Below are 24,715 nucleotides of genomic sequence, written 5' to 3' on the forward strand. Positions count from 1 at the left end.
CATTGAGCCGAATGCAGCGGCATTTTTGTGGCAAAAATGCTCCGCTCCGCCACATTGTGGCCGCCAAGGCTGCATGCGGTCAAAGACTGCGGCCCATGGCCAGGTATTTTTCGCGGCGCTGCTCGCGGAAATCGGTGTTGGCGCCGGCAAAGTCCTTCATCGTCCTGGCGATGAGGTCTCCGGTCGCGCCGATCACGGTTTCGGCGCCGCGATGCGCGCCGCCGAGCGGCTCGGGGATAATGGCGTCGATGATCTTCAGCTCCAGAAGGTCCTGCGCGGTGATCTTCATGTTGGTTGCCGCATCCTTCGATCGCGTCGTGTCGCGCCACAGGATAGAGGCGGCGCCTTCCGGCGAAATCACCGAATAGATGGCGTGTTCGAGCATGTAGACGCGGTTGGCGGTGGCGATGGCAATGGCTCCGCCCGAACCACCTTCGCCGATGACCACCGAAATCGACGGTACTTTCAGGCCGAGACAGGTCGAGGTTGAACGGGCGATAGCCTCCGCCTGGCCGCGCTCTTCAGCGTTGACACCGGGATAGGCGCCGGCCGTGTCGACCAGCGTCAGCAGCGGGATCTTGAAGCGGTCGGCCAGTTCCATCAGCCGTACCGCCTTGCGGTAGCCCTCCGGGCGAACCGATCCGAAATTGTGCTTCAGGCGGCTGGCTGTGTCGGAACCTTTTTCCTGGCCGATGATGGCAATGGGTTCGCCACGGAAACGGGCGAAACCGCCGACGATCGCCTGGTCCTCACCGAAATTGCGGTCGCCGGCCAGCGGCGTGAAATCGGTGAACAGGCCCTTGATATAGTCGACGCAATGCGGCCTGTCGGGATGGCGCGCCACCTGCACCTTCTGCCACGGCGTCAGCGCCTTGTAGGCGTCGCGCAGCGCGTCGCGGGAGCGCTTCTCGAGACGGCTGATCTCGTCGCCGACATCGACCGCCTCGCCGTTCTCGGCAAGCTTCTTCAGCTCGAGGATCTTGCCCTCGAGGTCCTGCACCGGCTTTTCGAAATCGAGGTAGTTGTACATGCGTGAGCGGACCGATACGTCGGAAGGCAATGGCTGACGGAACCCTTGAATCCAAGGCTCCGGGCGGTGAAATGTCGTCCTCACATAGCGATATGAGGCCTAGTCGGCAAGCGGATGATGATCGTTGACCAACCGCACCAGCCGCTCTTCCAGCACATGGGTGTAAATCTGTGTGGTCGATATGTCGGCATGGCCAAGCAATTGCTGCACGGCCCGGAGATCGGCGCCGTTCTGCAGGAGATGGCTGGCGAAAGCATGGCGCAGCACGTGCGGCGAGATCTTCGCCGAGGCGATGCCGGCCCTTGCCGCCAGCCCTTTCAGGTCACGCGCGAAGACCTGGCGCGAGAGATAGCCGCTGTCGGAGGCGGCCGGAAACAGGAACGGACTGTCGGCAAAGGCGGGCACCTTGGCACGGGCGGCAAGCCAGCTCTTCATCGCCGCGCGTGCCTTGGCGGACAGCGGCACCATGCGCTCCTTGTCGCCCTTGCCGCGCACCATGAAGAAACGGTCGTCGCGCTGCGCCACCGTCACCGGCAGGCCGACCAGCTCGGAAACGCGCAGGCCGGTGGCGTAAAGCACCTCGACCAGCGCATGCAGGCGCAGTGATGCCAGGCTGTCCCCATCGCCCGACGAGACATCGCCGGCTTCAAGCGCCGCACGGTCGATCAGCCGGCCGGTGTCGGCCTCGCTCATCGTCTTGGGCAGCGGGCGGCCCTTTTTCGGACTGTCCAGCGTGCCGGTCGGGTCATCGCCGCGCAGGCCTTCGGCGTAGAGGAATTTGAAGAACTGGCGGATCGCCGACAGTTTGCGCGCCTGCGAGGTGGCTGCAAAGCCGCGGGCGGCAATGTCGTCGAGATAGGCGCGGATATCGGCGGCGGCGGCAGTGGCCAGCCCGCCATCGATCGCGCCAGAAGCGTCCTCGAGGTCGCGGCGGTAGGAGGAAAGCGTGTTTTCGGCCGCGCCCCGCTCGGCGCTCATCATTTCCAGAAAGGCTTCGATGCGGGCGGCGCTATTCATTCAATTTTCTTCGGGTTCAGCTTTTCTTGGGGTTCAGCTTTTCCGGAGGGATGCGCACGCTCATTTCCCCCTTCTTTGGCTCGACGAACATCACCAGTGCGAACATCGTACCATAGGCAATGCCAGCCAGAATCGCTGTTACCACGACAAAGCGAAACAGTGTCGGCATCAATTTTCGCCCGTCTTCTTGTTCTGCGTTTCCAAACCCTGTCCCCTTATGGGACGCCAATCCGGCCAATTCAAGGAAGAAGCTGGGGCCTGTTAGCAACTTCTCATGCAGACCCTGCCGGTCCATATCGGGTTCAAGGCACTTGCCACGCTTGACGCAAACGGGCTTTTCATGTCGATACGCCGGCAAAGGGCCTTCGAAACATTCAATGAACGCGCTGCCAGCAAATCCTCCAGACGAGACCCACGCCGCGTTGCTTGGCCGGCTGGGCAGCCGTTCCGTCGTCTTCGTCGGACTGATGGGCGCCGGCAAGACGGCGATCGGCCGCAAGGTGGCGACGATGCTGGCGCTGCCTTTCATCGACAGCGACCAGGAGATCGAAAGCGTCTCGCGCATGACCGTTCCGGAGCTGTTCGAGCGCTATGGCGAGACCGAATTCCGGGCGCTGGAGCAGCGCGTCATCCTGCGCGTGCTGGAAAACGGCCCGCAGGTGCTGTCGACCGGCGGCGGCGCCTTCATGAATGCGCAGACGCGCGAGGCGATTGCAGCGCAGGGCGTGTCGGTATGGCTGAAGGCCGAGCTCGATCTTCTGATGGACCGCGTCTCCAAGAAGCAGAACCGGCCGCTCCTGAAAAGCGCCGACCCCCGCGCCGTGCTGGAGCGGCTGATGGGCGAGCGCTATCCGGTCTACGCGACATCGGACGTCACCGTGCCGACCCGCGACGACCGCAAGGAAGTCATCGCGACCGAGGTGGTGGACGCGCTGTGCCGGCATTTCGGCATCGATGAGACGACGGCGGCGGGCGAGGTGGAATCGTGAGCATCGATGCACCCGTTGTCGTCGAAGTAGGCCTTGGCGATCGGACCTATGACATTCTGATCGGCTCGGGGTTGTTGGCCCGCGCGGGCGCGGAGATTGCGCGCCGGCTGCCGGGCATGCGCGCCGCGGTCGTCACCGACGCCAATGTCGCGGCAGCGCATCTCGCTGCCCTTCAGGCCAGCCTCGAAACGGGCGGCATCCAGACCGCCGTGATCACGTTGCCGCCCGGCGAGAAGACCAAGAGTTTTGCCCGTCTCGAAGAGGTGGTCGACGGTGTGCTGGCTGCGAAACTGGAGCGCGGCGACATCGTCATCGCCTTCGGCGGCGGCGTTATTGGCGACCTTGCCGGCTTTGCCGCCGGCATTGTGCGGCGCGGGATGAATTTCGTGCAGATCCCGACCTCGCTGCTGGCTCAGGTCGATTCCTCGGTCGGCGGCAAGACCGGCATCAACAGCCCACGCGGCAAGAACCTTGTCGGCGTCTTCCATCAGCCGAAACTGGTGTTGGCCGACACCGGGGTGCTCGACACGCTGCCGATCCGCGAATTCCGCGCCGGCTATGCCGAACTCGCCAAATACGGGCTCATCAACCGGCCGGAATTTTTCGCCTGGCTGGAAGAGAACTGGGCAAAGGTGTTCGCCGGCGGGCCGGAGAGGACGCAGGCGATTGCCGAAGCCTGCCGCGCCAAGGCGGACGTGGTTGCGCGCGACGAATTCGAGACCGGCGACCGCGCGTTGCTCAATCTCGGCCACACATTCGGCCACGCGCTGGAAGCCGCCACCCAATATGACGGAAGCCGCCTCGTCCATGGCGAAGGCGTCGCAATCGGCATGGCGCTGGCCTACCGGTTCTCGTCACGGCTCAATCTGGCCAGCCCCGACGATGCCGCGCGCGTCGAGTCGCATCTGCGCGCCGTCGGCCTGCCTTGGCGGATAGCCGACATCCCGGGCGAATTGCCTGACGCCGAGGCTCTGCTGGCCTTCATCACCCAGGACAAGAAGGTGTCACGCGGCGCGCTGACCTTCATCCTGACGCGCGGCATCGGCCAGGCTTTCATTGCCAAAGATGTTCCGGCATCGGAAGTGCTGTCGTTTCTGACAGAAAACCATCCTGACCAGCAGAAGATGCGGCCGAGATGACCAACGAGCCCGGCTGGATCGTCGTTGCCGTCCTTGCCATCCTCATCGCGCTGCTCGTTGCCGTGCGCACGCGCCTGCTTGCCATGTTCGGATACGAGCTTTCGCGCATCGAGCCGCAGCGTTCCAGCCAGGACGAATTGCGCGGTGCGGTCGACGATTTCCGCCGCGACGGCCAGGTGGTGCGCGAGGATCGCGACCGCGTCGGCGGGCTGTTCGATCTCGCCGAGCTGGAAGTCTCCGACGTCATGGTCCACCGCACCAACATGCGCTCGGTCAATGCCGACAATGCGCCGGAAGCGGTGGTGCGCGAGATTTTGCAAAGCCCGCACACCCGCATGCCGCTGTGGAAAGGCTCGCTCGACAACATCGTCGGCGTGCTGCATGCAAAGGATCTGCTGCGCGCCTTGAACGAAGTCGGCAACGATTTCTCCCGGATCGACGTGATGAAGATCGCCTCGAAACCCTGGTTCGTGCCCGACACCACGACCTTGCAGGAACAGCTCAACGCCTTCCTTCGCCGCAAGGCGCATTTCGCCGTCGTGGTCGACGAATATGGCGAGGTCGAAGGGCTGGTGACGCTGGAGGACATTATCGAGGAGATCGTCGGCGAGATCGCCGACGAGCATGATGTCGACATACAGGGCGTCAAGCAGGAGGCCGACGGCTCCGTCGTCGTCGACGGTACGGTGCCCATCCGTGACCTCAACCGGGCTCTCGACTGGAACCTGCCGGATGAGGAGGCCACCACCATTGCCGGCCTCGTCATCCACGAGACGCAATCGATCCCCGAGGAGAAGCAGGCTTTTACGTTCCACGGCAAGCGCTTCGTCGTCATGAAACGCGACAAGAACCGGATCGCAAGGCTGAGGATCAGGCCAGCCGGCGACACCTGATACGCGCAGGGAGGCCGGGGCACGTCATCCGGCGATCTGGCTGGTCGAGCGTTCGTGGATCGTCGCGCCGGTCTCGGCATCTATGGCCGCCAAGCTGACTTCATAGCCCCAAAGCCTGCGAATGTGACGAAGCGTGGCGTCGCGGCTGGCATCCTCGAGAAGGATGCCGTCATTGACCTTGTGCTGCAGCCGCAAATGGCGGTCGCCGAGCAGATCGACATCCACCACCTGAATGTCCGGCCGGTTCGCGCCGAGATCGTAACTGTTGGCGAGCGCGTCGCGTATCTTGCGGTAGCCGCGCTCGTCGTGGATCGAGGTGACCTGACAATGCGGTTGGTCGGCAGCGTCGCCGAGCACAAAAAACCGCCATTTCCGGATCATGGCCGGACTGAGGTACTGGCGGATAAACGATTCGTCGCGATGATCGGCCCATGCGTCAAGCAGGACCTCGCGCCAGTTGCCCTGGCCGGCGATGTCGGGAAACCAATCGCGGTCCTCGGCCGTGGGTTTGGTCGAGATGCGCTGAATGTCCTGCATCATGTCGAGGCCGAGAGCATAGGGGTTGATGCCTGAAAAGCGCGGATCGTCGAAGGCCGGCTGAAAGACCACGTTGGAATGATTGCGCAGGATTTCGAGCATGGCGCCTTCGCTGATCTGGCCGCGGTCGAACAGCATGTTCATCAGCGTATAGTGCACGAAAGTGGCACAGCCTTCGTTCATCACCTGTGTTTGCCGTTGCGGGTAAAAATATTGCGCGATGACGCGGACGATCCTGATGATCTCACGCTGCCAGGGCTCCAGGACCGGGCTGTTCTTTTCCAGGAAATAGAGCAGGTTTTCCTCAGGCAGGTTGAGCGATTTCTTCCGCTCCGGGTCCTGGCCCTTTTCGTTGGTCGCTTGCTGGGAAGGCGGCAGCGTACGCCACAAGTCGTTGTAGGAGCGCTCCTCGTATTCGAGACGCTCGCGAATTCCTTCGCGTTGCCGTTCGGACGACAGCCTCGGCGGCCGGTGATAGCGAAACACGCCCTGATCCATCAGCGCGTGAGCGGAATCGAGAACAGCCTCGACGGCGGCGAGGCCGTGCCGCTCCTCGCAACGGACTATGTAGCCCTTGGCGAAGTCCAGGTAGCCGAGGATCGCACCCGCATCCGTCCACTGTTTGAACAGCTGATTGTTCTTGAAGAAATGATTGTGCCCGAGCGCTGCATGGGCCGTCACCAAGGCCTGCAGGGCCATGGTGTTTTCCTCCATCAGATAGACGATGCAGGGATTGGAATTGATGACCAGTTCATAGGCAAGCCCTCGCCCGCCTTTGCGATAGAGCAGATCCTGGTGGAGGAAATGTTTGCCGAAAGACCAGTGACGGTACATCAATGGCATGCCGATGGACGAATAGGCGTCGAGCATTTGTTGCGACGAGATGATCTCCATCTGAACGGGATAGGTGTCCAGATGAAGCTCTTCGACCGCAAGTGCCTCGATCGCGTCATAGGCCCGCGACAATGTTTTGAAATCCCAGTCTGACCCTGAGAAAAGCAGACTGGATTTGCTCGCTTGTCTGGCCATCGGGAACCCTCACGCTCTCTTGAGGGAGGCCGGCTGCCTGCCGAAGAGCTGGCGAAAGACCGGGTAGATATCGGCGGGTGTGGCGATGCGGCTCATCTGGAAGTTCGGCCACTTCTGGTCGATGGCGTTATAGGCACGCCACAGCGACGTCCCGTTTTCGGTCGAGCCGAAAATATGGGCTTCACGCTCGTCGATGATCTCGACATAGGCAAAATATTGGCACAGCCGCATGAGTTCGCCGTTGAGCAGCGAAATGCATCGCTCTGAATCGCCGGCGAAATTGTCGCCGTCCGAGGCCTGGGCGGCATAGATGTTCCAGTCGTGGGCCGGGTAACGGCTGGCGATAATACGGTGCATTTCCTCCAGCGCGGTGGAAACGACGGTGCCGCCGCTTTGGGTGTTGTAGAAAAATGTCTCCTCGTCGACCTCCTGAGCCAGGTGCGTGTGGCGGATGAAGACAATCTCGATGCGGTCGTAGCGTCGTTTCAAGAACAGGTGCAGCAGCACGAAGAAACGCTTGGCCAGATCCTTCTCGCGCTCGCCCATGGACCCGGACACGTCCATCAGACAGAACATGACGGCATTGGCGTTCGGCACCGGCCGGGAATCGAAGCGGTTGAAGCGGATGTCGACCGGATCGACATAGGCAATCCGGCGGCGGCGTCGTTCCAGCCGGTCAAGCTCTTCGCGCAATGCCGCGATACGCTGGCGCGCGTCGACGCTGGATGGCGCCGACTCGAGCGAGGCGATTTCCTCGAGGAGGACATCCAGTTCGACCTGCTTGGGGCGCCTCAGCGCAATGCGGCGGCCGTGGCTGTTGCGCATCGTGCGGCCGACATTGATGTTGGTCGGCGAACCGGTGGCGGCGAAGCCGGCTCTGCGCGGCTTGAAGGCAAGGATCTCCTTGAGGTTGAGCTTGACCATGTCCGGGAGCTCGAGATCCTCGAAGAACAGATCGAGCACTTCCTCGCGCGACAGTACGAAACGAAAGTCGTCCTCTGATGCCTTGTTTCCCGGGGACGATGCTCCCCCGCCGCCTCCGCCGGGCTTGGGGATCAGGTCTCCGGCGGAGAAATGCCTGTTGCCCGGCAAGATGTGCTGACGCCTGCCGGTGTCGCCGGCGTTGTTGAAGCTCGGCTCGCTTGTGCCTCTTTCGGGCATGCGCACGGCGTGCTCGGAATCCGCGTCGGCAATCCTGCCGGTGCGGATCTGGTCGCGTATGCTCCGCTTCAATTCCTCGCGCGCGCGTCGGAGGAAGCGCTGGCGATTGCCGAAACTCTTGTCTTTCGGGTTCAGGCGGCGGTCGATGAAGATCGGCATGGAACCATCCGGGTTCTCTAACCCGCCCTGTTCACCCGCATGTACCAGTCCACAAGGCGACGAACCTGCCGCTCGGTGTAGCCGCGCTCGACCATCCGCTGCACGAATTCATTGTGCCGCTTTTCCGTGACGCTGTCCTGCTTGGAGCCGAAACTGATCACCGGCAGGAGGTCCTCGACCTGGCCGAACATGCGTTTCTCGATGACTTCCCGCAGCTTTTCGTAACTTGTCCACGCCGGGTTGCGGCCATGGTTTCTTGCACGGGCGCGCAGCGTGAATTTCACCACCTCGTTGCGGAAGTCCTTGGGATTGGCGATGCCGGCCGGTTTTTCGACCTGCGAAAGCTCGTTGTCCAAAACCTCGCGGTTGAGGATCTGGCCGGTGTCGGGATCCTTGTAGTCCTGGTCTTCGATCCAGGCGTCGGCATAGGCGATGTAGCGGTCGAAAAGATTCTGGCCGTACTCGCTGTACGATTCCAGATAGGCTTTCTGGATCTCATGGCCGATGAATTCGGCATACCGCGCGGCCAGCTCGGACTTGATGAACTCCAGATAGGCGGCTTCCGTCTCCTTCGGAAACTGTTCGCGCTTGATTGCCTCCTCCAGGATGTACATGAGATGCACGGGGTCGGCGGCCACCTCTTCGGTGTCATAGTTGAAGGTCTGCGACAGGATCTTGAAGGCAAAGCGCGTGCTGACGCCGGCCATGCCCTCGTCGACGCCCGCGGCGTCCCGATATTCCTGAACCGACTTGGCCTTGGGGTCGACTTCCTTGAGGTTCTCGCCATCATAGGCGCGCATCTTGGTGTAGAGCGGCGAATTGTCGTGCTCGGCCAACCGGGTCGAGACGGTAAACCGGCTGAGGATGTCCAGCACCTCTGGAGCGCAGGGACTGGCGGCCAATTCGCTCTCCCGCAGCAGTTTCTCGTAGATCTGCCGCTCTTCGGTTATCCGCAGGCAATACGGCACCTTGACCACGAGGATGCGATCGAGAAAAGCCTCATTGTTCTTGTTGTTCTTGAACTGCAGCCATTCCGACTCGTTGGAATGAGCCACGATGATCCCCTGATAGGGAAAGGCGCCGAAATTTTCGGTGCCGTTGTAGCTGCCTTCCTGGGTGGCGGTCAGCAGCGGATGCAGGACCTTGATAGGCGCCTTGAACATTTCGACGAATTCAAGCAGGCCCTGGGTGGTCCGGTTCAGTCCGCCACTATAGGAATAGGCGTCCGGATCGGATTGGCTGAAATTTTCCAATTGCCGGATATCTACCTTGCCAACCAGGGCCGAAACGTCCTGATTGTTCTCGTCGCCGGGCTCGGTCTTGGCGATGCCGATCTGGCGCAGTCGCGAAGGCATCAGCTTGACGACGCTGAACTTGGAAATGTCGCCGGAGAGTTCATCGAGGCGCTTGGCCGCCCATGGCGAAATGAGCCCATTCAACCGGCGTCGGGCAATGCCGTATTTATCCTCCAGCAGGTCGCCCATGCGATCGGGATGGAAAAGGCCCAGCGGCGATTCGAAAACCGGGCTGACCTGGTTGCCGACCTTCAGCGTGTAGATCGGGCGCTGCTCCATCAACTTCTTCAGCCGCTCGGCAAGGGACGATTTGCCGCCGCCGACCGGGCCGAGCAAATAGAGGATTTGCTTGCGTTCCTCGAGCCCCTGCGACGCGTAGCGAAAATAGCCGGCGATGCGCTCGATTGTGTCCTCCATGCCATAGAAATCGGCAAAGGAGGGGTACACTTTCAGGGTTCGATTGGAGAATATGCGGCCGAGCCGCTCATCCTTGCTGGTGTCGACCAGGTTCGGCTCGCCGATCGCCTCGACCATCCGTTCAGGCGCTGAGGCATACATCGACTTGTCCTCGCGGCAGGCAAGGAGATATTGCTGGATGCTGATCTCTTCCTGTGCCGCGTTGGTGTAAATTTCCGAAAACAGATCGAAGACGTCAGACTGGTTCTCTCGCATGATGCTTTTGCCCTCGGAGCCGCTGTGGCTTCCATTCGGCTCACCTCGCATTCAACTGTCGGGGGGTACCGTTTGTTCCCTTCATGTGAAGAGGTGGCTACGATCATGAGGTTTTGAGGCCACTCCGGGATCAAGGCGCTCGGTGCGGAGCGGTATTCAGCGCGGGTAGCGGGTGTGTGGCGAATCCCTGACTGGACGGCTGGGGCCGCCGCGTGCAGTCTTGCCTCGTCAGGAGACAGTGATGATCGATCGACGAAGCCTGATCATGGCCTCGGTGGCGGCGATGCTGCCATTGGAAGCATCGGCCGCGTCGGAAACACGCCGACCCACGCCAAAAACCTTGGACTACGGGCCGGCCAAGCTCGACATCTATGCGCCCGATGGTGCAATGGGCCTGCCGGTCGTGTTTTTCGTTCATGGCGGCACCTGGCAGTTTGGCAAACGCAGTCAGGTCGACGCCAAACCGGCCTTCCTGCTCGCCAACGGCTTCTGCTTCGTCTCCATCGATTACCGCATGTTGCCGCAGGCCGATGTCGCCACCCAGGCCGGTGACGTCGAAAAGGCCTACGCCTACATCAGAGCCAACATCGCCCGGCATGGCGGCGATCCCAACCGCATCGTCGGCATGGGCCATTCGGCCGGCTGCCATCTGATTGCGCTGACCGGCATGCGCGGCGGGTTGCCCGGCATAGCTGCGCTCATTCTCGACGATACCAGGGCCTATGATCTTGCAGCACTTGCCAAGAAGGGCGGCATGGTGCGGGCCTATGCCCGCGTCTTTTCCGATCCCGCGCAATGGGCGGCACTGTCGCCGGCCAGCCATGTCGACGGCCGCAGGCACCCGCCGACTTTCATTGCCTATTCGCGCGCCCCTGGCCGCGGCGAGGACTCCAAGGCCTTTGCCGAGCGCCTGCGCGCGACGGGCACCAAGGTTACGCTGTTCGACGGCAGCGCCTACATGCATATGTCGATCAATCGGGATTTCGGCGAGGATGGCGACGCGCTGACCGCGGCCGCGCTGGCATTCCTGAAATCGACGGTTGGCTGATCTTTACGGCACTGGATCAGATCAAAAGTGGCGGCGGGACATTGCTGTGCGGGCGCGCCTGGGTGCAAGTGCTCTTCGATCGTGAGCGGGAGGGAATTGCATGAACGGCGCCGATGTCCTGTGTGACGTGCTTCTGGCCAATGATGTGACAGTCTGCTTCGCCAATCCCGGCACCTCCGAAATGCACTTCGTTGCAGCACTTGACCGCAAGCCGAAAATGCGTTGCGTGCTCGGGCTGTTCGAGGGGGTGGTGACCGGGGCCGCCGATGGCTATGCGCGGATGACCGATCGGCCGGCCGCGACGCTGCTGCATACCGGTCCCGGCCTGGCCAACGGTCTCGCCAACATGCACAATGCCCGGCGTGCCTTCAGCCCGATGATCAACATCGTCGGCGACCACGCCTCTTACCATCTGCCGCTCGATGCCCCGCTCACCAGCGATATCGAAAGCCTTGCGGCGCCGATGTCCAACTGGGTCGGCCGCGTCAAGGGCCCGGCCGATATCGCGCCGGCAGCTGAAGCAGCCTTTCGCGCCTCGCTGACACCACCCGGCGTCGCGACGATGATCCTGCCGGCGGATGCCGCCTGGGGCGAAGTCGACGCGGTTTCGGTCGGCAAGGTGACGCTGGTGCCAGCGCCGGCCGTCGATATGGACGCCGTGCGCAAGGTCGCCGCGGCGATCCGTGCCGCTCCGGGCCGGGCAGGCATGATCGTTCGCGGAAAGGCCGCACGCGCCGATGCGCTCGCCATCGCCGGGCAAATCTCGACGGGCAGCGACGTCCGGCTGTTCGGCGAGGTTCTGATCGCACGGATGCAACGCGGGCGCGGGCGTGTCGCGCCGGCCCGCATCCCCTATCCGGTCGACGCGGCGATGGCTGTGCTCAGGGATGTCGATGTTCTGATCCTGGTCGGCGCGAAGGAGCCGGTTGCCTTCTTCGCCTATCCGGGAAAACCGGGACGGCTCGTTCGGGAAGGCTGCGAGGTGCTGACACTGGCCGCCCATGGCGAAGATCTGCATGCGGCGCTGGAGGCGCTTCGCGACGAACTTGGCATCAAGCCGCCGAAACGACAGGTCGTCGCGGCCGCTTTTCCCGACGAGGCAACGCCGAGCGGCAAGCTGACGGAAGATGCGATCGCGCTGTCGGTGGCGCGCAAACTGCCGGCCGATGCGATCATTTGCGATGAAGCGGTCACCTCGGCCAGGCGTTTCTTCGCGCTGTCGGCCTTTGCAGCGCCGCACGACTACATGATGGGCACGGGCGGATCGATCGGCGGCGGCATCCCGATGGCGACCGGGGCGGCAATCGCCTGTCCGGACCGCAAGGTGATCAATCTCGAGGCCGATGGCAGCGGGATGTACACGGTGCAGGGATTGTGGACGCAGGCGCGGGAAAAGCTCGACGTGGTGACGATCGTGTTTTCCAACCGAACCTATGCGATCCTGCATGGCGAGATGAAGAATGTCGGCGTCGGCGCCATCGGCGAGAACGCCAGGCGCATGCTCGACCTCGACTATCCCTCGCTCGACTGGGTGTCGCTGGCCAAAGGCATGGGCGTGGAGGCGGCCCGCGCCGATACGTGCGAGCGCTTCGAGGCGCTGCTGGACAGCGCGCTGTCACGGCGCGGGCCGTTCCTCATCGAAGCGGTGCTCTGAGCGCGGCGAAAAACGATAGGCGGAACCGAGCTACCAGCGGGTCTTTTCGCCGGGAGCCGCCGGTTCGATCGCCAGCGCGTGCACGCCGGCCTTCAATTCATCGGCAAGCAGTTCATTGACGGCGCGGTGACGGTCGATGCGGCTCATGCCGGCAAAGGCGGAAGCGACGACGCGGACGCGAAAATGCGTCTCGCCGGTGCCGTCGTAAGTGCCGTGATGGTCGGAGCCGTGATGGTGGTGGCCGGCATGGAGATGGCTCTCGTTGATGATGACCAGCCTGTCCGGCGAAAATGCCTTATTGAGCTTGTCTTCCATGGTCGCCTGTATGGACATCGCCATCTCCCTTCACCAAATATCGCTGGCATCTCAGCCTGGAAACCGAAAATCGGTTTCGCGAGGGGCCGCCGCCGTGCAACAAAATCCGCCATTCGCCTGCTTTATGCCGCGATTCAGCGGTTAGGGCGATGATCGCGAAAATGTCAATTCTTGTTTCGCATCTGCGAACGCCCCATAAATGGGTAAGATGAAGCCGTACCCCAAATATTTCGAGAAGATTCGCGTCCGCCCCGACAAGGACGCGGAGCTGAAGTCGCACTCGCCGATCTGCCAGTGGGACGGCTGCAAGGAAGCGGGCACCCATCGTGCGCCGGTCGGGCGCATGAAGGAGGGCGAGTATTTCCATTTCTGCTTCGATCATGTGCGCGAGTACAACAAGGGCTTCAACTACTTTTCCGGCGTGCCGGACACCGAGGTCGCGCGCTTCCAGAAGGAAGCCATGACCGGGCACCGGCCGACCTGGAAGATGGGCGCCAACGGGGCCTCGACGCGGTCGTCGCCCGATATGGCCCAGATGCGTTCCGGCCGGGCCGGCTACTATAACCGCATGCGCGACCCGTTCGACCTGTTCAAGGGACCGAAGGATCCGCGCGAGGCGCGCGAGCGCAAGGCCAAGCCGCTTGAGGCCAAGGCGCTGGAAACGCTTGGCCTTGATACAAAGGCGACTGGCAAGGAGATCAAGGCGCGCTATAAGGAACTGGTGAAACAGCACCATCCGGATGCGAATGGTGGCGACAGAGGTTCGGAAGACCGGTTCCGCGATGTGCTGCAGGCCTATCGCGTGCTCAAACAGGCGGGCCTGTGCTGAGCGGCCATACGGTTCGTGTCGTTTTCCAACTTTCATAAGGTTGGAAAAGGCTCTAAGACCGCCCCCGGACAAAATCGATTGCCGGCGAAATCAGACGTTTCGCCCGTGGAGACGTTGAGAGATATGAACAAGGTCGATCGTGACATCGCCAACCTGCCCGACACGACGGTGTCGGTGAAGGAGAAATTCGGCTTCGAGTCCAAGATGGTGGTACCGGCCTATTCGGTGACATCGGAGCATGTGCCCGACATCGACCCGGACTATCTCTTCGACAAGAACACGACGATGGCGATCCTTGCGGGCTTTGCCTACAACCGCCGCGTCATGGTGTCGGGCTATCACGGCACCGGCAAGTCGACCCATATCGAACAGGTTGCCGCCCGGCTTAACTGGCCTTGTGTGCGCGTCAACCTCGACAGTCATGTCAGCCGTATCGATCTCGTCGGCAAGGACGCGATCGTCGTCAAGGATGGCCTGCAGATCACCGAATTCCGCGACGGCATCCTGCCCTGGGCCTACCAGCACAATGTCGCTCTGTGCTTCGACGAGTACGATGCCGGCCGTCCGGATGTGATGTTCGTCATCCAGCGCGTGCTGGAATCGTCGGGCCGGCTGACGCTGCTCGACCAGAGCCGGGTCATCCGCCCGCATCCGGCCTTCCGGTTGTTCTCGACCGCCAACACGGTCGGCCTCGGCGACACCACTGGCCTCTATCACGGCACCCAGCAGATCAACCAGGCGCAGATGGACCGCTGGTCGATCGTCACCACGCTGAACTATTTGCCGCACGACAATGAAGTCGCCATCGTGCTGGCCAAGGCCAAGCACTATCGCGACAGCAAGGGCAAGGACATCGTCAACAAGATGGTGCGCGTCGCCGACATGACGCGTTCGGCCTTCATCAACGGCGATCTGTCGACCGTGATGAGCCCGCGCACCGTGATCACCTGGGCCGAGAATGCCGAGATATTCGGCAATATCGGCATGGCGTTCCGGCTGACCTTCCTCAACAAGTGTGATGAACTGGAACGCTCGGTGGTGGCCGAGTTCTACCAGCGCGCCTTTGGCGAGGATCTGCCCGAGAGCGCCGCCAACGTGGTGCTGGGCTAAGCAGAGTCTCGATGGCGGGTCCGGGCGACAACACGCGCAACAAGTCGAAGACGGGTTCTGAAGCCGACAGCTTCAAGCGCGCCGTCACCGTCTGCATGCGCGCCATCGCCGGCGACAAGGAGCTGGAGGTCGGCTTCGCCAAGGACCGGCCGGCGCTCGCCGGCAGCCGTGCGCGTCTGCCAGAATTGCCGAAGAAGGCGTCGAAGACCGATATCGCGATCACCCGCGGCCTCGGCGATTCCATGGCGCTGAAGCGCGCCTGCCACGATGTGCGCATCCACACCAAGCTGGCGCCGGAAGGCAAGGCGGCCCGCGCCATCTATGACGCGGTCGAACAGGCCCGCGTCGAGGCGATAGGCTCACGCGCCATGCAGGGCGTCGCCGACAATATCGGCTCGATGCTGGAGGACAAATACGCCAAGGCCAACCTCGTCGACATCAAGGACAAGGCCGACGCGCCGATCGAGGAAGCTCTTGCCCTGATAGTGCGCGAGAAGCTGACCGGCCGCCCGGTCCCGAAAAGCGGCGAGCGGCTGGTCGAACTCTGGCGCCCCTGGGTCGAGGAGAAGGCCAAGGCCGACCTCGACGGATTGTCGGCCAAGCTCGGCGACCAGCAGGCTTTCGCCCGGGTCGTGCGCGAGATGCTCGCCTCCATGGAAATGGCCGAGGAGCTTGGCGACGACCAGGAGACGGAAGACTCCGAGGACAATGACGACAACCAGCCGCAAGGCGAGGAGCAGAGCGAGGAGGGCGGCGAAGAGGATTCCGGCTCCGAGCAGTCGCAGTCCGAGGATGCCGAGGCTTCGGCCGATGACGAGCAGTCGGCCGAGACGGAAGCGTCCGACGCCACCGCCGACGACCTCTCCGACGATGACGATGCGGACGCCGAGACACCCGGTGAGGCGCGCCGCAACGACAATCCCTTCACCAATCTGCCGAAGGAAATCGACTACAAGGTCTTCACCACCGCTTTCGACGAAACGGTGGGCGCCGAGGAACTGTGCGAAGAGGAAGAGCTCGACCGGCTGCGCGCCTTCCTCGATAAGCAGCTGGCCAATCTGTCAGGCGTCGTCGGGCGGCTCGCCAACCGGCTGCAGCGCCGGCTGATGGCACAACAGAACCGCTCGTGGGATTTCGACCTGGAAGAGGGCTATCTCGACCCGGCACGGCTGGTGCGGGTTGTCATCGACCCGATGCAGCCGCTGTCGTTCAAGCAGGAGCGCGACACCAAATTCCGCGACACGGTGGTGACGCTGGTGCTCGACAATTCCGGCTCGATGCGCGGTCGGCCGATCACCGTCGCCGCCACCTGCGCCGACATTCTGGCGCGCACGCTGGAGCGTTGTGGCGTCTCGGTCGAGATCCTCGGCTTCACCACCCGTGCCTGGAAGGGCGGGCAGGCGCGCGAGAAATGGCTGAAGGACGGCAAGCCGCCGAACCCAGGCCGGCTCAACGATTTGCGTCACATCATCTATAAGTCGGCCGACCATCCGTGGCGGCGGGCACGGCGCAATCTCGGGCTGATGATGCGCGAAGGCCTGCTCAAGGAAAACATCGACGGCGAGGCGCTGCTGTGGGCGCACAACCGGCTGATTGCCCGGCCGGAGCAGCGCAAGATCCTGATGATGATCTCGGACGGGGCGCCGGTCGACGATTCGACGCTGTCGGTCAATCCGGGCAATTATCTCGAGCGCCATCTGCGCGCCGTCATCGAGCTGATCGAGACGCGTTCGCCGGTGGAACTGCTGGCCATCGGCATCGGCCACGACGTCACGCGCTACTACCGCCGGGCTGTCACCATCGTCGATGCCGAGGAACTGGCCGGCGCCATGACCGAGCAGTTGGCTTCGCTGTTCGCCGAGGAAAGCGCGAAGGATACGCGACGCGGCGGCATGCGGCGCGCCGGATGATCTTCTCGAGCGGCGGCTTTCGGCAGACGCTTTTCGCCGCCATCGCCCTGCTTACCGGCGTGGTTGCGGCGGCAGCCGGTTCAGCTGATTCCACCTCGGTTGAGCCGGTCGAAGTCTCGGCCCGACCGATCGCCGAATTCCACATTGGCCGTGCCGGCAAGCAGTTCGGCCCGTTCGAATTCGTCGGCGGGCTGGAGATGACCTCGCCGACACGCGATTTCGGCGCGCTGTCGGCCTTCCGCTTCCTGAAAGCCGGCGGTGACTTCATCGGCGTTGCCGACACCGGCTTCTGGTTCTTCGGCACGGTGATCCGCGACGCGGAAAAGCGACCCTCCGGCATCCAGAATTTCCGCATGCAGCAGATGGTCGACCAGACCGGCCGGCCGATCGACAGGAAATGGGAGGTCGATGCGGAAGGTCTCGCGGTCAAGGACGGCATCGCCACCGTCGGCTTCGAGCGCAGCCACCGCGTCGCCCAGTTCAAGATCGACTCCAACGACATGAAGGCACCCTTCAAGCCGCTGGATTTCGCCGTTCCGGCCCGCGAGCTGCGTCAGAATCGCGGCTTCGAGACCGTCACCCACGCCAATGCCAACGGCCAGCATGAGGGCGGCCTAGTCGTGGTCTCCGAGAAGAGCCTGGACAAGGCCGGCAACATCTATGCCGCCATCATCGAAGGACCGCACAAGGGCATCTTCACCGTCAAACGCAATGGCGATTTCGACATCACCGACGGGGCCTTCCTGCCGGATGGCGATCTGTTGCTTCTGGAGCGCAGTTTCTCGATGGCCAGCGGCGTCAAGATGCGGCTGCGGCGCATCTATGGCGAAAGCGTCGAGAAGGGCGCGGTCGCCGACGGGCCGGTGCTGCTGGAGGCCGACATGGGCTACCAGATTGACAATATGGAAGGGCTCGACGTCTGGACCCGCGGCGACGGCGCGCTGATGGTGTCGCTGATCTCCGACGACAACCACTCGATCCTGCAGCGCAACCTCTATCTGGAATTCATTCTCCACCAGGATTGAGCCCGCCGGCTTTACGTCCTGGTGGCGATCCAGATGACATGGCGCGCGCCGCGCTTACCGTTGGCGCGCGTACTGACCTCTTCGACCCCGAAGCCTGCCTGCTTCAGGCGCCGCGTGAAGCCGCCGTCCGGGCCTTGCGACCACACCGCCAGCACGCCGCCCGGCTTGAGGGCGCTGCGCGCAGCGCCCAGGCCCTGCAGGCTGTAAAGCGCATCGTTGGATTTGCGGACGATGCCTTCCGGGCCGTTGTCGACATCGAGCAGGATGGCGTCCCAGGCCGCCGGCCGCAACCGGATCAGCTGCCCGACATCGGCTTCCTGGATTGTGACGCGAGGATCGTCGAGACAGCCGCCAAAGATTTCGGCCATCGGACCGCGCGCCCAGGCGACGACGGCCGGCACCAGTTCGGCGACGACGATTCCGGCATCATTGGCCAATTCTGTGAGTGCGGCGCGCAAGGTAAAACCCATGCCAAGCCCACCGATCAGGATTGTGGGCCGGCTCTGGCCGGCAATCCGCTCGCAGGACAGTTTTGCCAGCGCTTCCTCGGAACCGCTGAGGCGGCTATTCATCAGTTCGTTGGTGCCCAGCATGATCGAGAATTCGGTGCCGCGCCGCTTGAGGCGCAGTTCTTGTCCGCCGTCGGGAGTCTTCGCCGAATCGAGCTGGACCCACGGGATCATGATCTTTGTCCGACCATGATCTTTTCCGAAAACCGGGTCCCACTTTTCGGGATCATGGCTTAAGCCGCAACCGCCGGCTGGCTCCAGCGGGCGGCGAGCAGACGGTAGGGGATCAACGCCACGACGGCGATGATCAGTTTCACCGAGAGATCACCAAGCGCCCAGGAAATCCAGCGCATCGCCTCGACATGGAAGACGCCCATCAAAGGTGCGCTTTCCAACGCAAAGCCGTCGTTTGGTCCGGCGAAGGCAAAGGCAGCCGAGAACGCGACGGTGAAGAACACGGCGGTGTCGAACACCGACCCGACCAGCGTGCCGATGATCGGCGCGCGCCACCAGCTCTGCTGGCGCAGCCGGTTGAACACGGTGACATCGAGCAGTTGCGCGCTGAGGAACGCCGCTCCGGACGCGGCCGCGATACGCACCAGCCGGTCGGCGGCGGTCTCGAATTCGATCAGGCCATGGCGGAACAGGAAGGGCGGTACAAGGATCGAGCAGATCACCGCCGTCATGAAGCCGACAAAGACGATCCGGCGCGCCACAGTGGGTCCGTAGCGGCGGTTGGCGAGGTCGGTGACCAGGAACGAGAAAGGATAGGTGAAGGCGCCCCAGGTCAGCACGTCGGCCAGCGAGAGGCCGCCGATCTGGCCCTGCATCGGGAATTGCACGAGAATGTTCGATGCCACGACGACGAGCGCCATGGCGGCCACGAATGGCAAATACCGTGAGAAGGAAGTCATTTTTTTATCCTGGGTAATGGAACCAGCCAAGCACCATGCCCATGCGGGCGATGCTTGCCTTCGTATGTGGGCACCGGATTGCCAAAACCTTGCGGCTTCGATCCGATGCTCAGGCCAACAAGTGTTGGCCAGAGGCCAACAAGAGGTTGGCCAGGGCGGTCGTCCCCCGCCTTTGAACTGTTTTAAGCGGCAGCCTGTTCGGCGGTCTTCTTGGCGATCTGCTTTTTCAGCAAACGGGCGCGCTGCGACAATTCCTTGACGTCTGCCTTGGCCAGGAAGGCGTCGAGGCCGCCGCGATGTTCTACCGAACGCAGCGCGTTGGCCGAAATGCGCAGGCGCACGTTCTGGTTCAGCGCTTCCGAAATCAGCGTCACATTGACGAGGTTCGGCAGGAAGCGACGCTTGGTCTTGTTGTTGGCGTGGCTCACATTGTTGCCGGACATGACTGCCTTGGCAGTGAGTTCGCAGGTGCGGGACATGGTTCTAACCTTCAGTTCTCGGGGTCTGCCAAACACTCAAGTCCACGCCGGGTGGCGCGCGGTTCTGGTCAGGCGGCCTTATGGAAAAAGTTGGCGTTCCATAGTTGCATTTCGCCGAGGCGTCAAGCTCCGGCTTGCCCAGCCCCTGCATTGCCCACGGCGCGCCCGGCATTTTCATATTAAGGCCGGAATTCATCCTATAAGCGGTTCCATAGGGACATGCCAGACCGGAGTTGCCCGCCTCCGGCCGAAAATCAAGGACCCGATCCCGCCATGCTTCGTTCGCCACATGCCCTTGTTGCCATGCTTGCCATAGCTTTGCCGTCCGCCGCGTCTGCTGCCTCGCCGCAGTCGTTCAAGGGCGAGTACACGGTGTCGTTTCTTGGTCTTTCGATAGCGAAATCAACGTTTTCCAGCCGCTATGAGAACGGCGCCTACGCGATCCAAGGCAGTGTCACCGCGGCCGGTCTCGCCAAGCTGTTCGACGACACGCGCGGCACGATCTCGTCCAAAGGCACGATTGCGGGCAAAAAGATGGTGCCGCAGGCATTCCGCGCCGACTACACCTCCGGCAAGAAGGCATCGGTGGTCGATATCCGCTTTGCCAATGGCAGGGTCACTTCGACGAAGGTCGTACCGGCACCAGGCAAACGCGACCCCAAGAACTGGGTACCGCTCGGTGCCGGCGACCTGGCATCGGTGCTCGATCCTATGGCCGCCACCGTCATTCATGCCGACAGTCTCGACCAGGTCTGCGGCCGCACGGTGAAGTTCTATGACGGCGAGATGCGTGCCGACCTGACGTTGACCTACGCGTCGAAAGGCACGATCTCGGTCCCGGGCTACAAGGGCGACACCGTCACCTGCCAGATGGGCTTCGAGCCGGTGGCGGGTTATCGCAAGGGCCGCAAGGCGCTCAACTATCTCAAGAACAAAAGCCGCATGATGGTGACGTTTGCACCGCTCGGCCAAACCGGCGTATATGCGCCGATCCGTGCCACGGTTGGCACGCAGATCGGCACCTTGACCATCAGCGCCGGGCGTTTCGAAGCCGTACAATAGCCAGGCGCGGAATTGGCGCGCCACTGGAGACAGAATGGGGCGCGCAACACTGATCGGCTTTTCGGCGGTCGCCATGTGGGCGTTGCTCGCACTGCTCACCGATGCGTCGGGCCAGGTGCCGCCGTTCTTGCTATCGGCGATCACCTTCTCGATCGGCACCGGCGTCGGGCTGGTCGCGCGGCTGTTCATGCCGGCACCCGACAAGAGCCAGAAGATACCGCCGCAGGTGTGGCTGATCGGCATTGCCGGCCTGTTCGGCTACCACTTTTTCTATTTCACCGCACTGCGCAATGCGCCGGCGGTGGAGGCGAGCCTGATCGCCTATCTGTGGCCGCTGCTGATAGTGCTCGGCTCGGCGTTGATGCCGGGCGAAAAACTTGCCTGGAACCATATCGTCGGCGCGCTGCTCGGCCTTGCCGGCACCGTGCTGATCGTCACCAAGGGTGGCGGGCTGGCCTTCGACGCCCGCTATTCCTTCGGCTATGCCATGGCTGCCGTCTGCGCCGTCTTGTGGTCGTCCTATTCGTTGTTGTCGCGGCGCTTCCCATCGGTGCCGACCAGCATCGTCACCTGGTTCTGTGCTGCCACCGCGGTGCTGTCGCTCGCCTGCCACCTGGCGCTGGAACAGACGATTCTGCCCGTCGGCGCCGGCCAGTGGCTGGCGGTGCTTGGTCTTGGCCTGATGCCGGTGGGCGCTGCCTTCTACGCCTGGGACATCGGCGTCAAGCGCGGCAACATCCAGGTGTTGGGTGCCGCAAGCTATGCCGCACCGCTGTTGTCGACGCTGGTGTTGATCGCGGCCGGCGTCGCCGAGCCGTCGCTGCGCATCCTCGCCGCCTGCGTGCTCATCACCAGCGGTGCGGTGCTCGCCGCAAAATCCCTGTTCCTGCGCAAGCCGGCTGCGGTCGAGAGCAGAGCCGGGGCATCCGAAGGCGGAGCCCAGGCATGACGATGCCGTTTGCGGGCGGCATCGACGCCAATGCCAATGCGACACTGATTTTTTCGCTGGCGGCGGCGGTGATCTATGCCTTCACGCTTGGCATGCCGCCAACGCTGGCCCGCTCGGCCGCAAAGACGCTCGCCGTGGCGATGCTCGCCGTGCTGGCGGCGCTGCAAGGCGGCCCGCTGCTGCTGGTCGCCGCGCTCGCACTCAGCGCCGTTGGCGACGCCTTCCTGTCACGCGACGGCGAAAAGGCCTTTCTCGGCGGGCTGGCCAGTTTTCTTGTCGCTCACATCGTCTATGTCGCGCTGTTCCTGCGCAGCGGTGGCGGGTTGGGAGTGCTTGGCGCCGAGCCGTGGCGCGGAGCGATCGCGCTCGCCATGGCGGTGTTCGTGGTCATCGTGCTGGCGGCGCTGTGGCGTCGTGTCGGTCCCAGCCTGCGTATCCCGATCACCGTCTATATCGCGGCGATCCTGGCAATGGCCATCTCGGCGCTGACAACAAGCAATATGTGGGTGATCGGGGGCGCCGTGCTGTTCATGGCGTCGGACGGGCTGCTCGCCACGGAGAAATTCCTTGTGGCCGCCATCTCGCCGCATCGTGCCTGGATGCGTTTCGCCGTCTGGGCGCTGTACTACGCCGCCCAACTCGCGATCACGCTAGGCTTCCTGCTAAATCAGGCTTCTTATTGAGTTAGGACTGTCCAGGCTGCCAGCCGGGTGCCGCCAGCTCAAAAGCTGCAAACTCGAAGCCCGGCGCGACGGTGCAGCCGACCAGTGTCCATTCGCCCAGGCTGCGCGCCGATTGCCACCATTCCGCCGGCACGACGATCTGCGGCCGCTCACCGGCTGCGAGATCGATGCCGAGCACCTGTTCCACAACGGTGCTGCCTTCTTCCCACATCGACAGCGCCAGCGGGGCGCCGGCATGGAAATGCCAGACCTCGGCGGCGTCCTTGACCCGGTGCCAGGCCGAAACCTGATGCTCCTCAAGCAGGAAATAAATGGCGGTCGAATGGCCACGCGCGCCGCCGGTGCCATCGCGAAAGGTCTCGGCATACCAGCCGCCTTCCGGATGCGGCTTCAGCCCGAGCGTCGCGATAATTTCTGCGGAGCTGGTCATGGCGACGATACCACCGGGCCTAGAAATTGTCCTTGCGCTTGCGGATTTCGGCAAAGACCTCGGCGTCCGAAGCTCTCTCCAGCCCCAGATGCTTGCGGATCGCCGGATCGTGCCAGCGCAGGAAGGGATTGGTCGACAGCTCCTCGCCGATCGTCGTCGGCAGCGTCGGCTTATTGTCGGCGCGCAGCTTTTCGATCTTGGCGGCGCGTTCCTTCAATGCCGAATTCGTCGGGTCGACGGTCAGCGCGAAACGGGCGTTGGCGAGCGTATACTCGTGGCCGCAATAGATGGCCGTTTCAGCCGGAAGTGCAGCCAGCTTCTTTAGCGATTCATACATCACCGGCGGCTTGCATTCGAACAGCCGTCCGCAACCCAGCGCAAACAGCGTGTCGGCGGTGAACGCCACACCCGAAGCCGGCAAATAGTAGGAAACGTGGCCGGCGGTGTGGCCGGGCGTGGCGATGACTTCGATCTTTTCATCGCCAAGATGGAGAACCGAGCCGTCTTCGACGGTCTCGTCGATGCCGGGGATCTTGGCCTTTTCCGCTTCCGGGCCGACGACGCGCAGCTTGAAGCGCTCCTTCAATGCAAGATTGGCCTCGACGTGATCCATGTGATGATGCGTGGTCAGGATCATCGTCGGCGTCCAGCCGGTGCGCTTTATCGCGGCCAGGATAGGCGCTTCCTCGGGCGCGTCGATGATCGCGGTCTGGCCGCTTTTGGGATCATGCACCAGCACGCCGAAATTGTCGCTGCGGCACATGAACTGTTCGATTTCGACCGGCATCGCATCTCTCCGTTTATGGCCGCAGACATAGGGCGCCGGCGCGTGGATGTCATCCTGGATGTTGAAGACATGCTGGATGTTGAGCAACATTCCGGGACGTTGAACAACATCCCGCAATGTCTAGTGACATTCCCGGAATGGCAGGTCGTCGCGGCCTGTTGTTGAAACCCGCCGATATCGCGGCTACATCCCTGCCATGCATTCCGACATCGTCGATCTTCGCTCCTTCTATTCGACAACACTCGGCCGTTTCGCCGAGCGTTCGATCACCATGGCGTTGTCGTCGATATGGGCGGTCGTGCCCAACGAGCGGCTGGTTGGTCTGGGCTACACCTTGCCGTGGCTGGAGAGGTTCGGCTGCGACGCCGAGCGGGTCTTCGCCTTCATGCCGGCGACGCAGGGCGCGGTGGTGTGGCCGGCGACAGGGCCGACGGCGACGGCACTGGTCTTCGACGAGGAACTGCCGCTGGTCGATTCCTGCATCGACCGCATGCTGCTCGTCCATTCGCTCGAACATGTCGAGAACCCACGTGAGACGCTGAACGAGATCTGGCGCGTGCTGTCGCCGGCTGGCCGGGTCGTCATCGTCGTGCCCAACCGGCGCGGTGTCTGGGCGCGCTTCGAGCACACCCCATTCGGCAATGGCCGGCCCTTTTCGCGCGGCCAGCTAACCGAATTGCTGCGCGAGGCGAATTTTACGCCCGCCGCCTGGTCCGATGCGCTGTTCTTTCCGCCGTCGAGGCGCCGTTTCATGATGCGCTTCCACAATGTGCTGGAGCGCGCCGGCCGGCGGCTGTGGCCGATCTTTTCCGGCGTCATCGTCGTCGAGGCGCAGAAACGGCTCTATCAAGGCGTGCCCGTCGTCCAGCGCGCCTCGCGCCGCGTCTTCGTGCCGGTGCTGTCGCCGCATGGCGCCACCCGGCTTGGCCGTCACAAAGCCGGTGCCGAGCCCTCGGCTGCGCGGGTGACGGCTTCGTGATCACGGCAAGCGTGCCTGACGTCGTTTCCCTGCCTATCTGTCGCAAGCGGACCGACAGTTTATCCGGCAGCCCATACGAACGCCTGTCAAGTTTCTCCATCCGGTTTCAGC

25 protein-coding genes are annotated in these 24,715 nt (G+C 62.9%); 13 read left to right on the forward strand and 12 right to left on the reverse strand.

The features are described 5' to 3' along the window. Window positions 1-79: 79 nt before the first annotated feature. The 3 genes from X735_RS152415 to X735_RS152405 form a co-directional block, all read right to left on the reverse strand. On the reverse strand, window positions 80-1,030 hold the full coding sequence (locus X735_RS152415) for an acetyl-CoA carboxylase carboxyltransferase subunit alpha (protein WP_023811063.1): 951 nt from the start codon (window positions 1,028-1,030) through the stop codon (window positions 80-82). Window positions 1,031-1,129: 99 nt separating this feature from the next. Further along, window positions 1,130-2,047, reverse strand: a complete 918-nt coding sequence (locus X735_RS152410; RefSeq protein WP_023811064.1) for a site-specific tyrosine recombinase XerD — start codon at window positions 2,045-2,047, stop codon at window positions 1,130-1,132. A 16-nt stretch (window positions 2,048-2,063) separates the two neighbouring features. Further along, window positions 2,064-2,216, reverse strand: a complete 153-nt coding sequence (locus tag X735_RS152405) for a hypothetical protein (protein WP_013529356.1) — start codon at window positions 2,214-2,216, stop codon at window positions 2,064-2,066. 208 nt (window positions 2,217-2,424) lie between these two features. Here X735_RS152405 and X735_RS152400 point away from each other — a divergent pair, with 208 nt between their 5' ends. From X735_RS152400 to X735_RS152390, 3 genes are read left to right on the forward strand one after another with little or no spacing between them, the layout of a single operon-like run. Next, window positions 2,425-3,036 (forward strand): shikimate kinase, encoded by a 612-nt coding sequence (locus X735_RS152400; RefSeq protein WP_023811065.1) that lies wholly within the window; start codon window positions 2,425-2,427, stop codon window positions 3,034-3,036. Continuing rightward, window positions 3,033-4,175 (forward strand): 3-dehydroquinate synthase, encoded by a 1,143-nt coding sequence (gene aroB, locus X735_RS152395; RefSeq protein ID WP_023811066.1) that lies wholly within the window; start codon window positions 3,033-3,035, stop codon window positions 4,173-4,175. Before X735_RS152400 ends, aroB begins: the two co-directional genes overlap by 4 nt. Continuing rightward, window positions 4,172-5,068 (forward strand): HlyC/CorC family transporter, encoded by an 897-nt coding sequence (locus tag X735_RS152390; protein ID WP_023811067.1) that lies wholly within the window; start codon window positions 4,172-4,174, stop codon window positions 5,066-5,068. Before aroB ends, X735_RS152390 begins: the two co-directional genes overlap by 4 nt. Window positions 5,069-5,092: 24 nt before the next feature. On the opposite strand, the gene X735_RS152385 is transcribed toward X735_RS152390, so the two are convergent. The 3 genes from X735_RS152385 to X735_RS152375 are packed head-to-tail and all read right to left on the reverse strand — an operon-like array spanning window position 5,093 to window position 9,921. Next, window positions 5,093-6,634, reverse strand: a complete 1,542-nt coding sequence (locus tag X735_RS152385) for a SpoVR family protein (RefSeq protein WP_023811068.1) — start codon at window positions 6,632-6,634, stop codon at window positions 5,093-5,095. Between the two features lie 9 nt (window positions 6,635-6,643). Next, complete coding sequence (locus tag X735_RS152380; RefSeq protein WP_023811069.1) at window positions 6,644-7,954, reverse strand: YeaH/YhbH family protein; 1,311 nt, start codon at window positions 7,952-7,954, stop codon at window positions 6,644-6,646. Window positions 7,955-7,971: 17 nt separating this feature from the next. Beyond that, window positions 7,972-9,921 carry a PrkA family serine protein kinase gene (locus X735_RS152375; protein WP_013529362.1) on the reverse strand — a complete coding sequence of 650 codons (1,950 nt, stop codon included), beginning with the start codon at window positions 9,919-9,921 and terminating at the stop codon, window positions 7,972-7,974. 241 nt (window positions 9,922-10,162) lie between these two features. Here X735_RS152375 and X735_RS152370 point away from each other — a divergent pair, with 241 nt between their 5' ends. Together X735_RS152370 and X735_RS152365 are read left to right on the forward strand one after the other, a co-directional pair. Next, the gene (locus X735_RS152370; RefSeq protein ID WP_023811070.1) at window positions 10,163-10,969 is read left to right on the forward strand and encodes an alpha/beta hydrolase; all 807 of its coding nucleotides are present in this window, start codon (window positions 10,163-10,165) and stop codon (window positions 10,967-10,969) included. A gap of 100 nt (window positions 10,970-11,069) precedes the next feature. Further along, a complete protein-coding gene (locus X735_RS152365) occupies window positions 11,070-12,623 on the forward strand; it encodes an acetolactate synthase large subunit (RefSeq protein WP_023811071.1) in 1,554 nt (517 codons plus the stop codon). Between the two features lie 30 nt (window positions 12,624-12,653). On the opposite strand, the gene X735_RS152360 is transcribed toward X735_RS152365, so the two are convergent. Beyond that, window positions 12,654-12,956 carry a BolA family transcriptional regulator gene (locus X735_RS152360; RefSeq protein ID WP_013529365.1) on the reverse strand — a complete coding sequence of 101 codons (303 nt, stop codon included), beginning with the start codon at window positions 12,954-12,956 and terminating at the stop codon, window positions 12,654-12,656. 181 nt (window positions 12,957-13,137) lie between these two features. On the opposite strand from X735_RS152360, the gene X735_RS152355 reads away from it, so the two are divergent. The 4 genes from X735_RS152355 (at window position 13,138) to X735_RS152340 (ending at window position 17,812) form a co-directional block, all read left to right on the forward strand. Beyond that, entirely contained in the window at window positions 13,138-13,767 is a 630-nt protein-coding gene (locus tag X735_RS152355) for a J domain-containing protein (protein WP_032909134.1), read from the forward strand. A 123-nt stretch (window positions 13,768-13,890) separates the two neighbouring features. Then, window positions 13,891-14,877 (forward strand): cobaltochelatase subunit CobS, encoded by a 987-nt coding sequence (gene cobS, locus X735_RS152350; protein ID WP_023811073.1) that lies wholly within the window; start codon window positions 13,891-13,893, stop codon window positions 14,875-14,877. 11 nt (window positions 14,878-14,888) lie between these two features. Continuing rightward, window positions 14,889-16,787 carry a cobaltochelatase subunit CobT gene (gene cobT, locus X735_RS152345; RefSeq protein WP_023811074.1) on the forward strand — a complete coding sequence of 633 codons (1,899 nt, stop codon included), beginning with the start codon at window positions 14,889-14,891 and terminating at the stop codon, window positions 16,785-16,787. Beyond that, window positions 16,784-17,812, forward strand: a complete 1,029-nt coding sequence (locus X735_RS152340) for an esterase-like activity of phytase family protein (RefSeq protein WP_023811075.1) — start codon at window positions 16,784-16,786, stop codon at window positions 17,810-17,812. Before cobT ends, X735_RS152340 begins: the two co-directional genes overlap by 4 nt. A gap of 11 nt (window positions 17,813-17,823) precedes the next feature. Here X735_RS152340 and X735_RS152335 read toward each other — a convergent pair whose 3' ends face one another. The 3 genes from X735_RS152335 to rpmB form a co-directional block, all read right to left on the reverse strand. Then, complete coding sequence (locus X735_RS152335) at window positions 17,824-18,495, reverse strand: hypothetical protein (protein ID WP_023811076.1); 672 nt, start codon at window positions 18,493-18,495, stop codon at window positions 17,824-17,826. A 59-nt stretch (window positions 18,496-18,554) separates the two neighbouring features. Further along, entirely contained in the window at window positions 18,555-19,235 is a 681-nt protein-coding gene (locus tag X735_RS152330) for a queuosine precursor transporter (protein WP_023811077.1), read from the reverse strand. A 182-nt stretch (window positions 19,236-19,417) separates the two neighbouring features. Next, window positions 19,418-19,714, reverse strand: a complete 297-nt coding sequence (gene rpmB / locus X735_RS152325; protein ID WP_013529373.1) for a 50S ribosomal protein L28 — start codon at window positions 19,712-19,714, stop codon at window positions 19,418-19,420. Window positions 19,715-19,987: 273 nt separating this feature from the next. On the opposite strand from rpmB, the gene X735_RS152320 reads away from it, so the two are divergent. From X735_RS152320 to X735_RS152310, 3 genes are read left to right on the forward strand one after another with little or no spacing between them, the layout of a single operon-like run. Beyond that, a complete protein-coding gene (locus tag X735_RS152320) occupies window positions 19,988-20,776 on the forward strand; it encodes a DUF3108 domain-containing protein (protein WP_023811078.1) in 789 nt (262 codons plus the stop codon). Between the two features lie 34 nt (window positions 20,777-20,810). Next, window positions 20,811-21,725, forward strand: coding sequence for an EamA family transporter (locus X735_RS152315; protein WP_023811079.1), 915 nt, complete (start codon window positions 20,811-20,813; stop codon window positions 21,723-21,725). After that, window positions 21,722-22,408 (forward strand): lysoplasmalogenase, encoded by a 687-nt coding sequence (locus tag X735_RS152310; RefSeq protein ID WP_023811080.1) that lies wholly within the window; start codon window positions 21,722-21,724, stop codon window positions 22,406-22,408. Before X735_RS152315 ends, X735_RS152310 begins: the two co-directional genes overlap by 4 nt. A 1-nt stretch (window position 22,409) precedes the next feature. On the opposite strand, the gene X735_RS152305 is transcribed toward X735_RS152310, so the two are convergent. After that, entirely contained in the window at window positions 22,410-22,838 is a 429-nt protein-coding gene (locus X735_RS152305) for a cupin domain-containing protein (RefSeq protein WP_023811081.1), read from the reverse strand. Between the two features lie 19 nt (window positions 22,839-22,857). Further along, the gene (gloB, locus tag X735_RS152300; protein ID WP_023811082.1) at window positions 22,858-23,625 is read right to left on the reverse strand and encodes a hydroxyacylglutathione hydrolase; all 768 of its coding nucleotides are present in this window, start codon (window positions 23,623-23,625) and stop codon (window positions 22,858-22,860) included. A gap of 196 nt (window positions 23,626-23,821) precedes the next feature. Here gloB and X735_RS152295 point away from each other — a divergent pair, with 196 nt between their 5' ends. Continuing rightward, window positions 23,822-24,604 carry a methyltransferase domain-containing protein gene (locus tag X735_RS152295; RefSeq protein WP_023811083.1) on the forward strand — a complete coding sequence of 261 codons (783 nt, stop codon included), beginning with the start codon at window positions 23,822-23,824 and terminating at the stop codon, window positions 24,602-24,604. Window positions 24,605-24,715: the final 111 nt, after the last annotated feature.

This window comes from Mesorhizobium sp. L2C084A000 (assembly GCF_000502875.1).
GTDB lineage: Bacteria > Pseudomonadota > Alphaproteobacteria > Rhizobiales > Rhizobiaceae > Mesorhizobium.

Bases quoted from the DNA above. Each gene is read 5' to 3' on its own strand.
- X735_RS152415 (WP_023811063.1), bottom strand. From the start codon at position 1,030: ATGTACAACTACCTCGATTTCGAAAAGCCGGTGCAGGACCTCGAGGGC.
- X735_RS152410 (WP_023811064.1), bottom strand. From the start codon at position 2,047: ATGAATAGCGCCGCCCGCATCGAAGCCTTTCTGGAAATGATGAGCGCC.
- X735_RS152405 (WP_013529356.1), bottom strand. From the start codon at position 2,216: ATGCCGACACTGTTTCGCTTTGTCGTGGTAACAGCGATTCTGGCTGGC.
- X735_RS152400 (WP_023811065.1), top strand. From the start codon at position 2,425: ATGAACGCGCTGCCAGCAAATCCTCCAGACGAGACCCACGCCGCGTTG.
- X735_RS152390 (WP_023811067.1), top strand. From the start codon at position 4,172: ATGACCAACGAGCCCGGCTGGATCGTCGTTGCCGTCCTTGCCATCCTC.
- X735_RS152385 (WP_023811068.1), bottom strand. From the start codon at position 6,634: ATGGCCAGACAAGCGAGCAAATCCAGTCTGCTTTTCTCAGGGTCAGAC.
- X735_RS152380 (WP_023811069.1), bottom strand. From the start codon at position 7,954: ATGCCGATCTTCATCGACCGCCGCCTGAACCCGAAAGACAAGAGTTTC.
- X735_RS152375 (WP_013529362.1), bottom strand. From the start codon at position 9,921: ATGCGAGAGAACCAGTCTGACGTCTTCGATCTGTTTTCGGAAATTTAC.
- X735_RS152370 (WP_023811070.1), top strand. From the start codon at position 10,163: ATGATCGATCGACGAAGCCTGATCATGGCCTCGGTGGCGGCGATGCTG.
- X735_RS152365 (WP_023811071.1), top strand. From the start codon at position 11,070: ATGAACGGCGCCGATGTCCTGTGTGACGTGCTTCTGGCCAATGATGTG.
- X735_RS152360 (WP_013529365.1), bottom strand. From the start codon at position 12,956: ATGTCCATACAGGCGACCATGGAAGACAAGCTCAATAAGGCATTTTCG.
- X735_RS152355 (WP_032909134.1), top strand. From the start codon at position 13,138: ATGGGTAAGATGAAGCCGTACCCCAAATATTTCGAGAAGATTCGCGTC.
- cobS (WP_023811073.1), top strand. From the start codon at position 13,891: ATGAACAAGGTCGATCGTGACATCGCCAACCTGCCCGACACGACGGTG.
- cobT (WP_023811074.1), top strand. From the start codon at position 14,889: ATGGCGGGTCCGGGCGACAACACGCGCAACAAGTCGAAGACGGGTTCT.
- X735_RS152340 (WP_023811075.1), top strand. From the start codon at position 16,784: ATGATCTTCTCGAGCGGCGGCTTTCGGCAGACGCTTTTCGCCGCCATC.
- X735_RS152335 (WP_023811076.1), bottom strand. From the start codon at position 18,495: ATGATCCCGTGGGTCCAGCTCGATTCGGCGAAGACTCCCGACGGCGGA.
- X735_RS152330 (WP_023811077.1), bottom strand. From the start codon at position 19,235: ATGACTTCCTTCTCACGGTATTTGCCATTCGTGGCCGCCATGGCGCTC.
- rpmB (WP_013529373.1), bottom strand. From the start codon at position 19,714: ATGTCCCGCACCTGCGAACTCACTGCCAAGGCAGTCATGTCCGGCAAC.
- X735_RS152320 (WP_023811078.1), top strand. From the start codon at position 19,988: ATGCTTCGTTCGCCACATGCCCTTGTTGCCATGCTTGCCATAGCTTTG.
- X735_RS152315 (WP_023811079.1), top strand. From the start codon at position 20,811: ATGGGGCGCGCAACACTGATCGGCTTTTCGGCGGTCGCCATGTGGGCG.
- X735_RS152310 (WP_023811080.1), top strand. From the start codon at position 21,722: ATGACGATGCCGTTTGCGGGCGGCATCGACGCCAATGCCAATGCGACA.
- X735_RS152305 (WP_023811081.1), bottom strand. From the start codon at position 22,838: ATGACCAGCTCCGCAGAAATTATCGCGACGCTCGGGCTGAAGCCGCAT.
- gloB (WP_023811082.1), bottom strand. From the start codon at position 23,625: ATGCCGGTCGAAATCGAACAGTTCATGTGCCGCAGCGACAATTTCGGC.
- X735_RS152295 (WP_023811083.1), top strand. From the start codon at position 23,822: ATGCATTCCGACATCGTCGATCTTCGCTCCTTCTATTCGACAACACTC.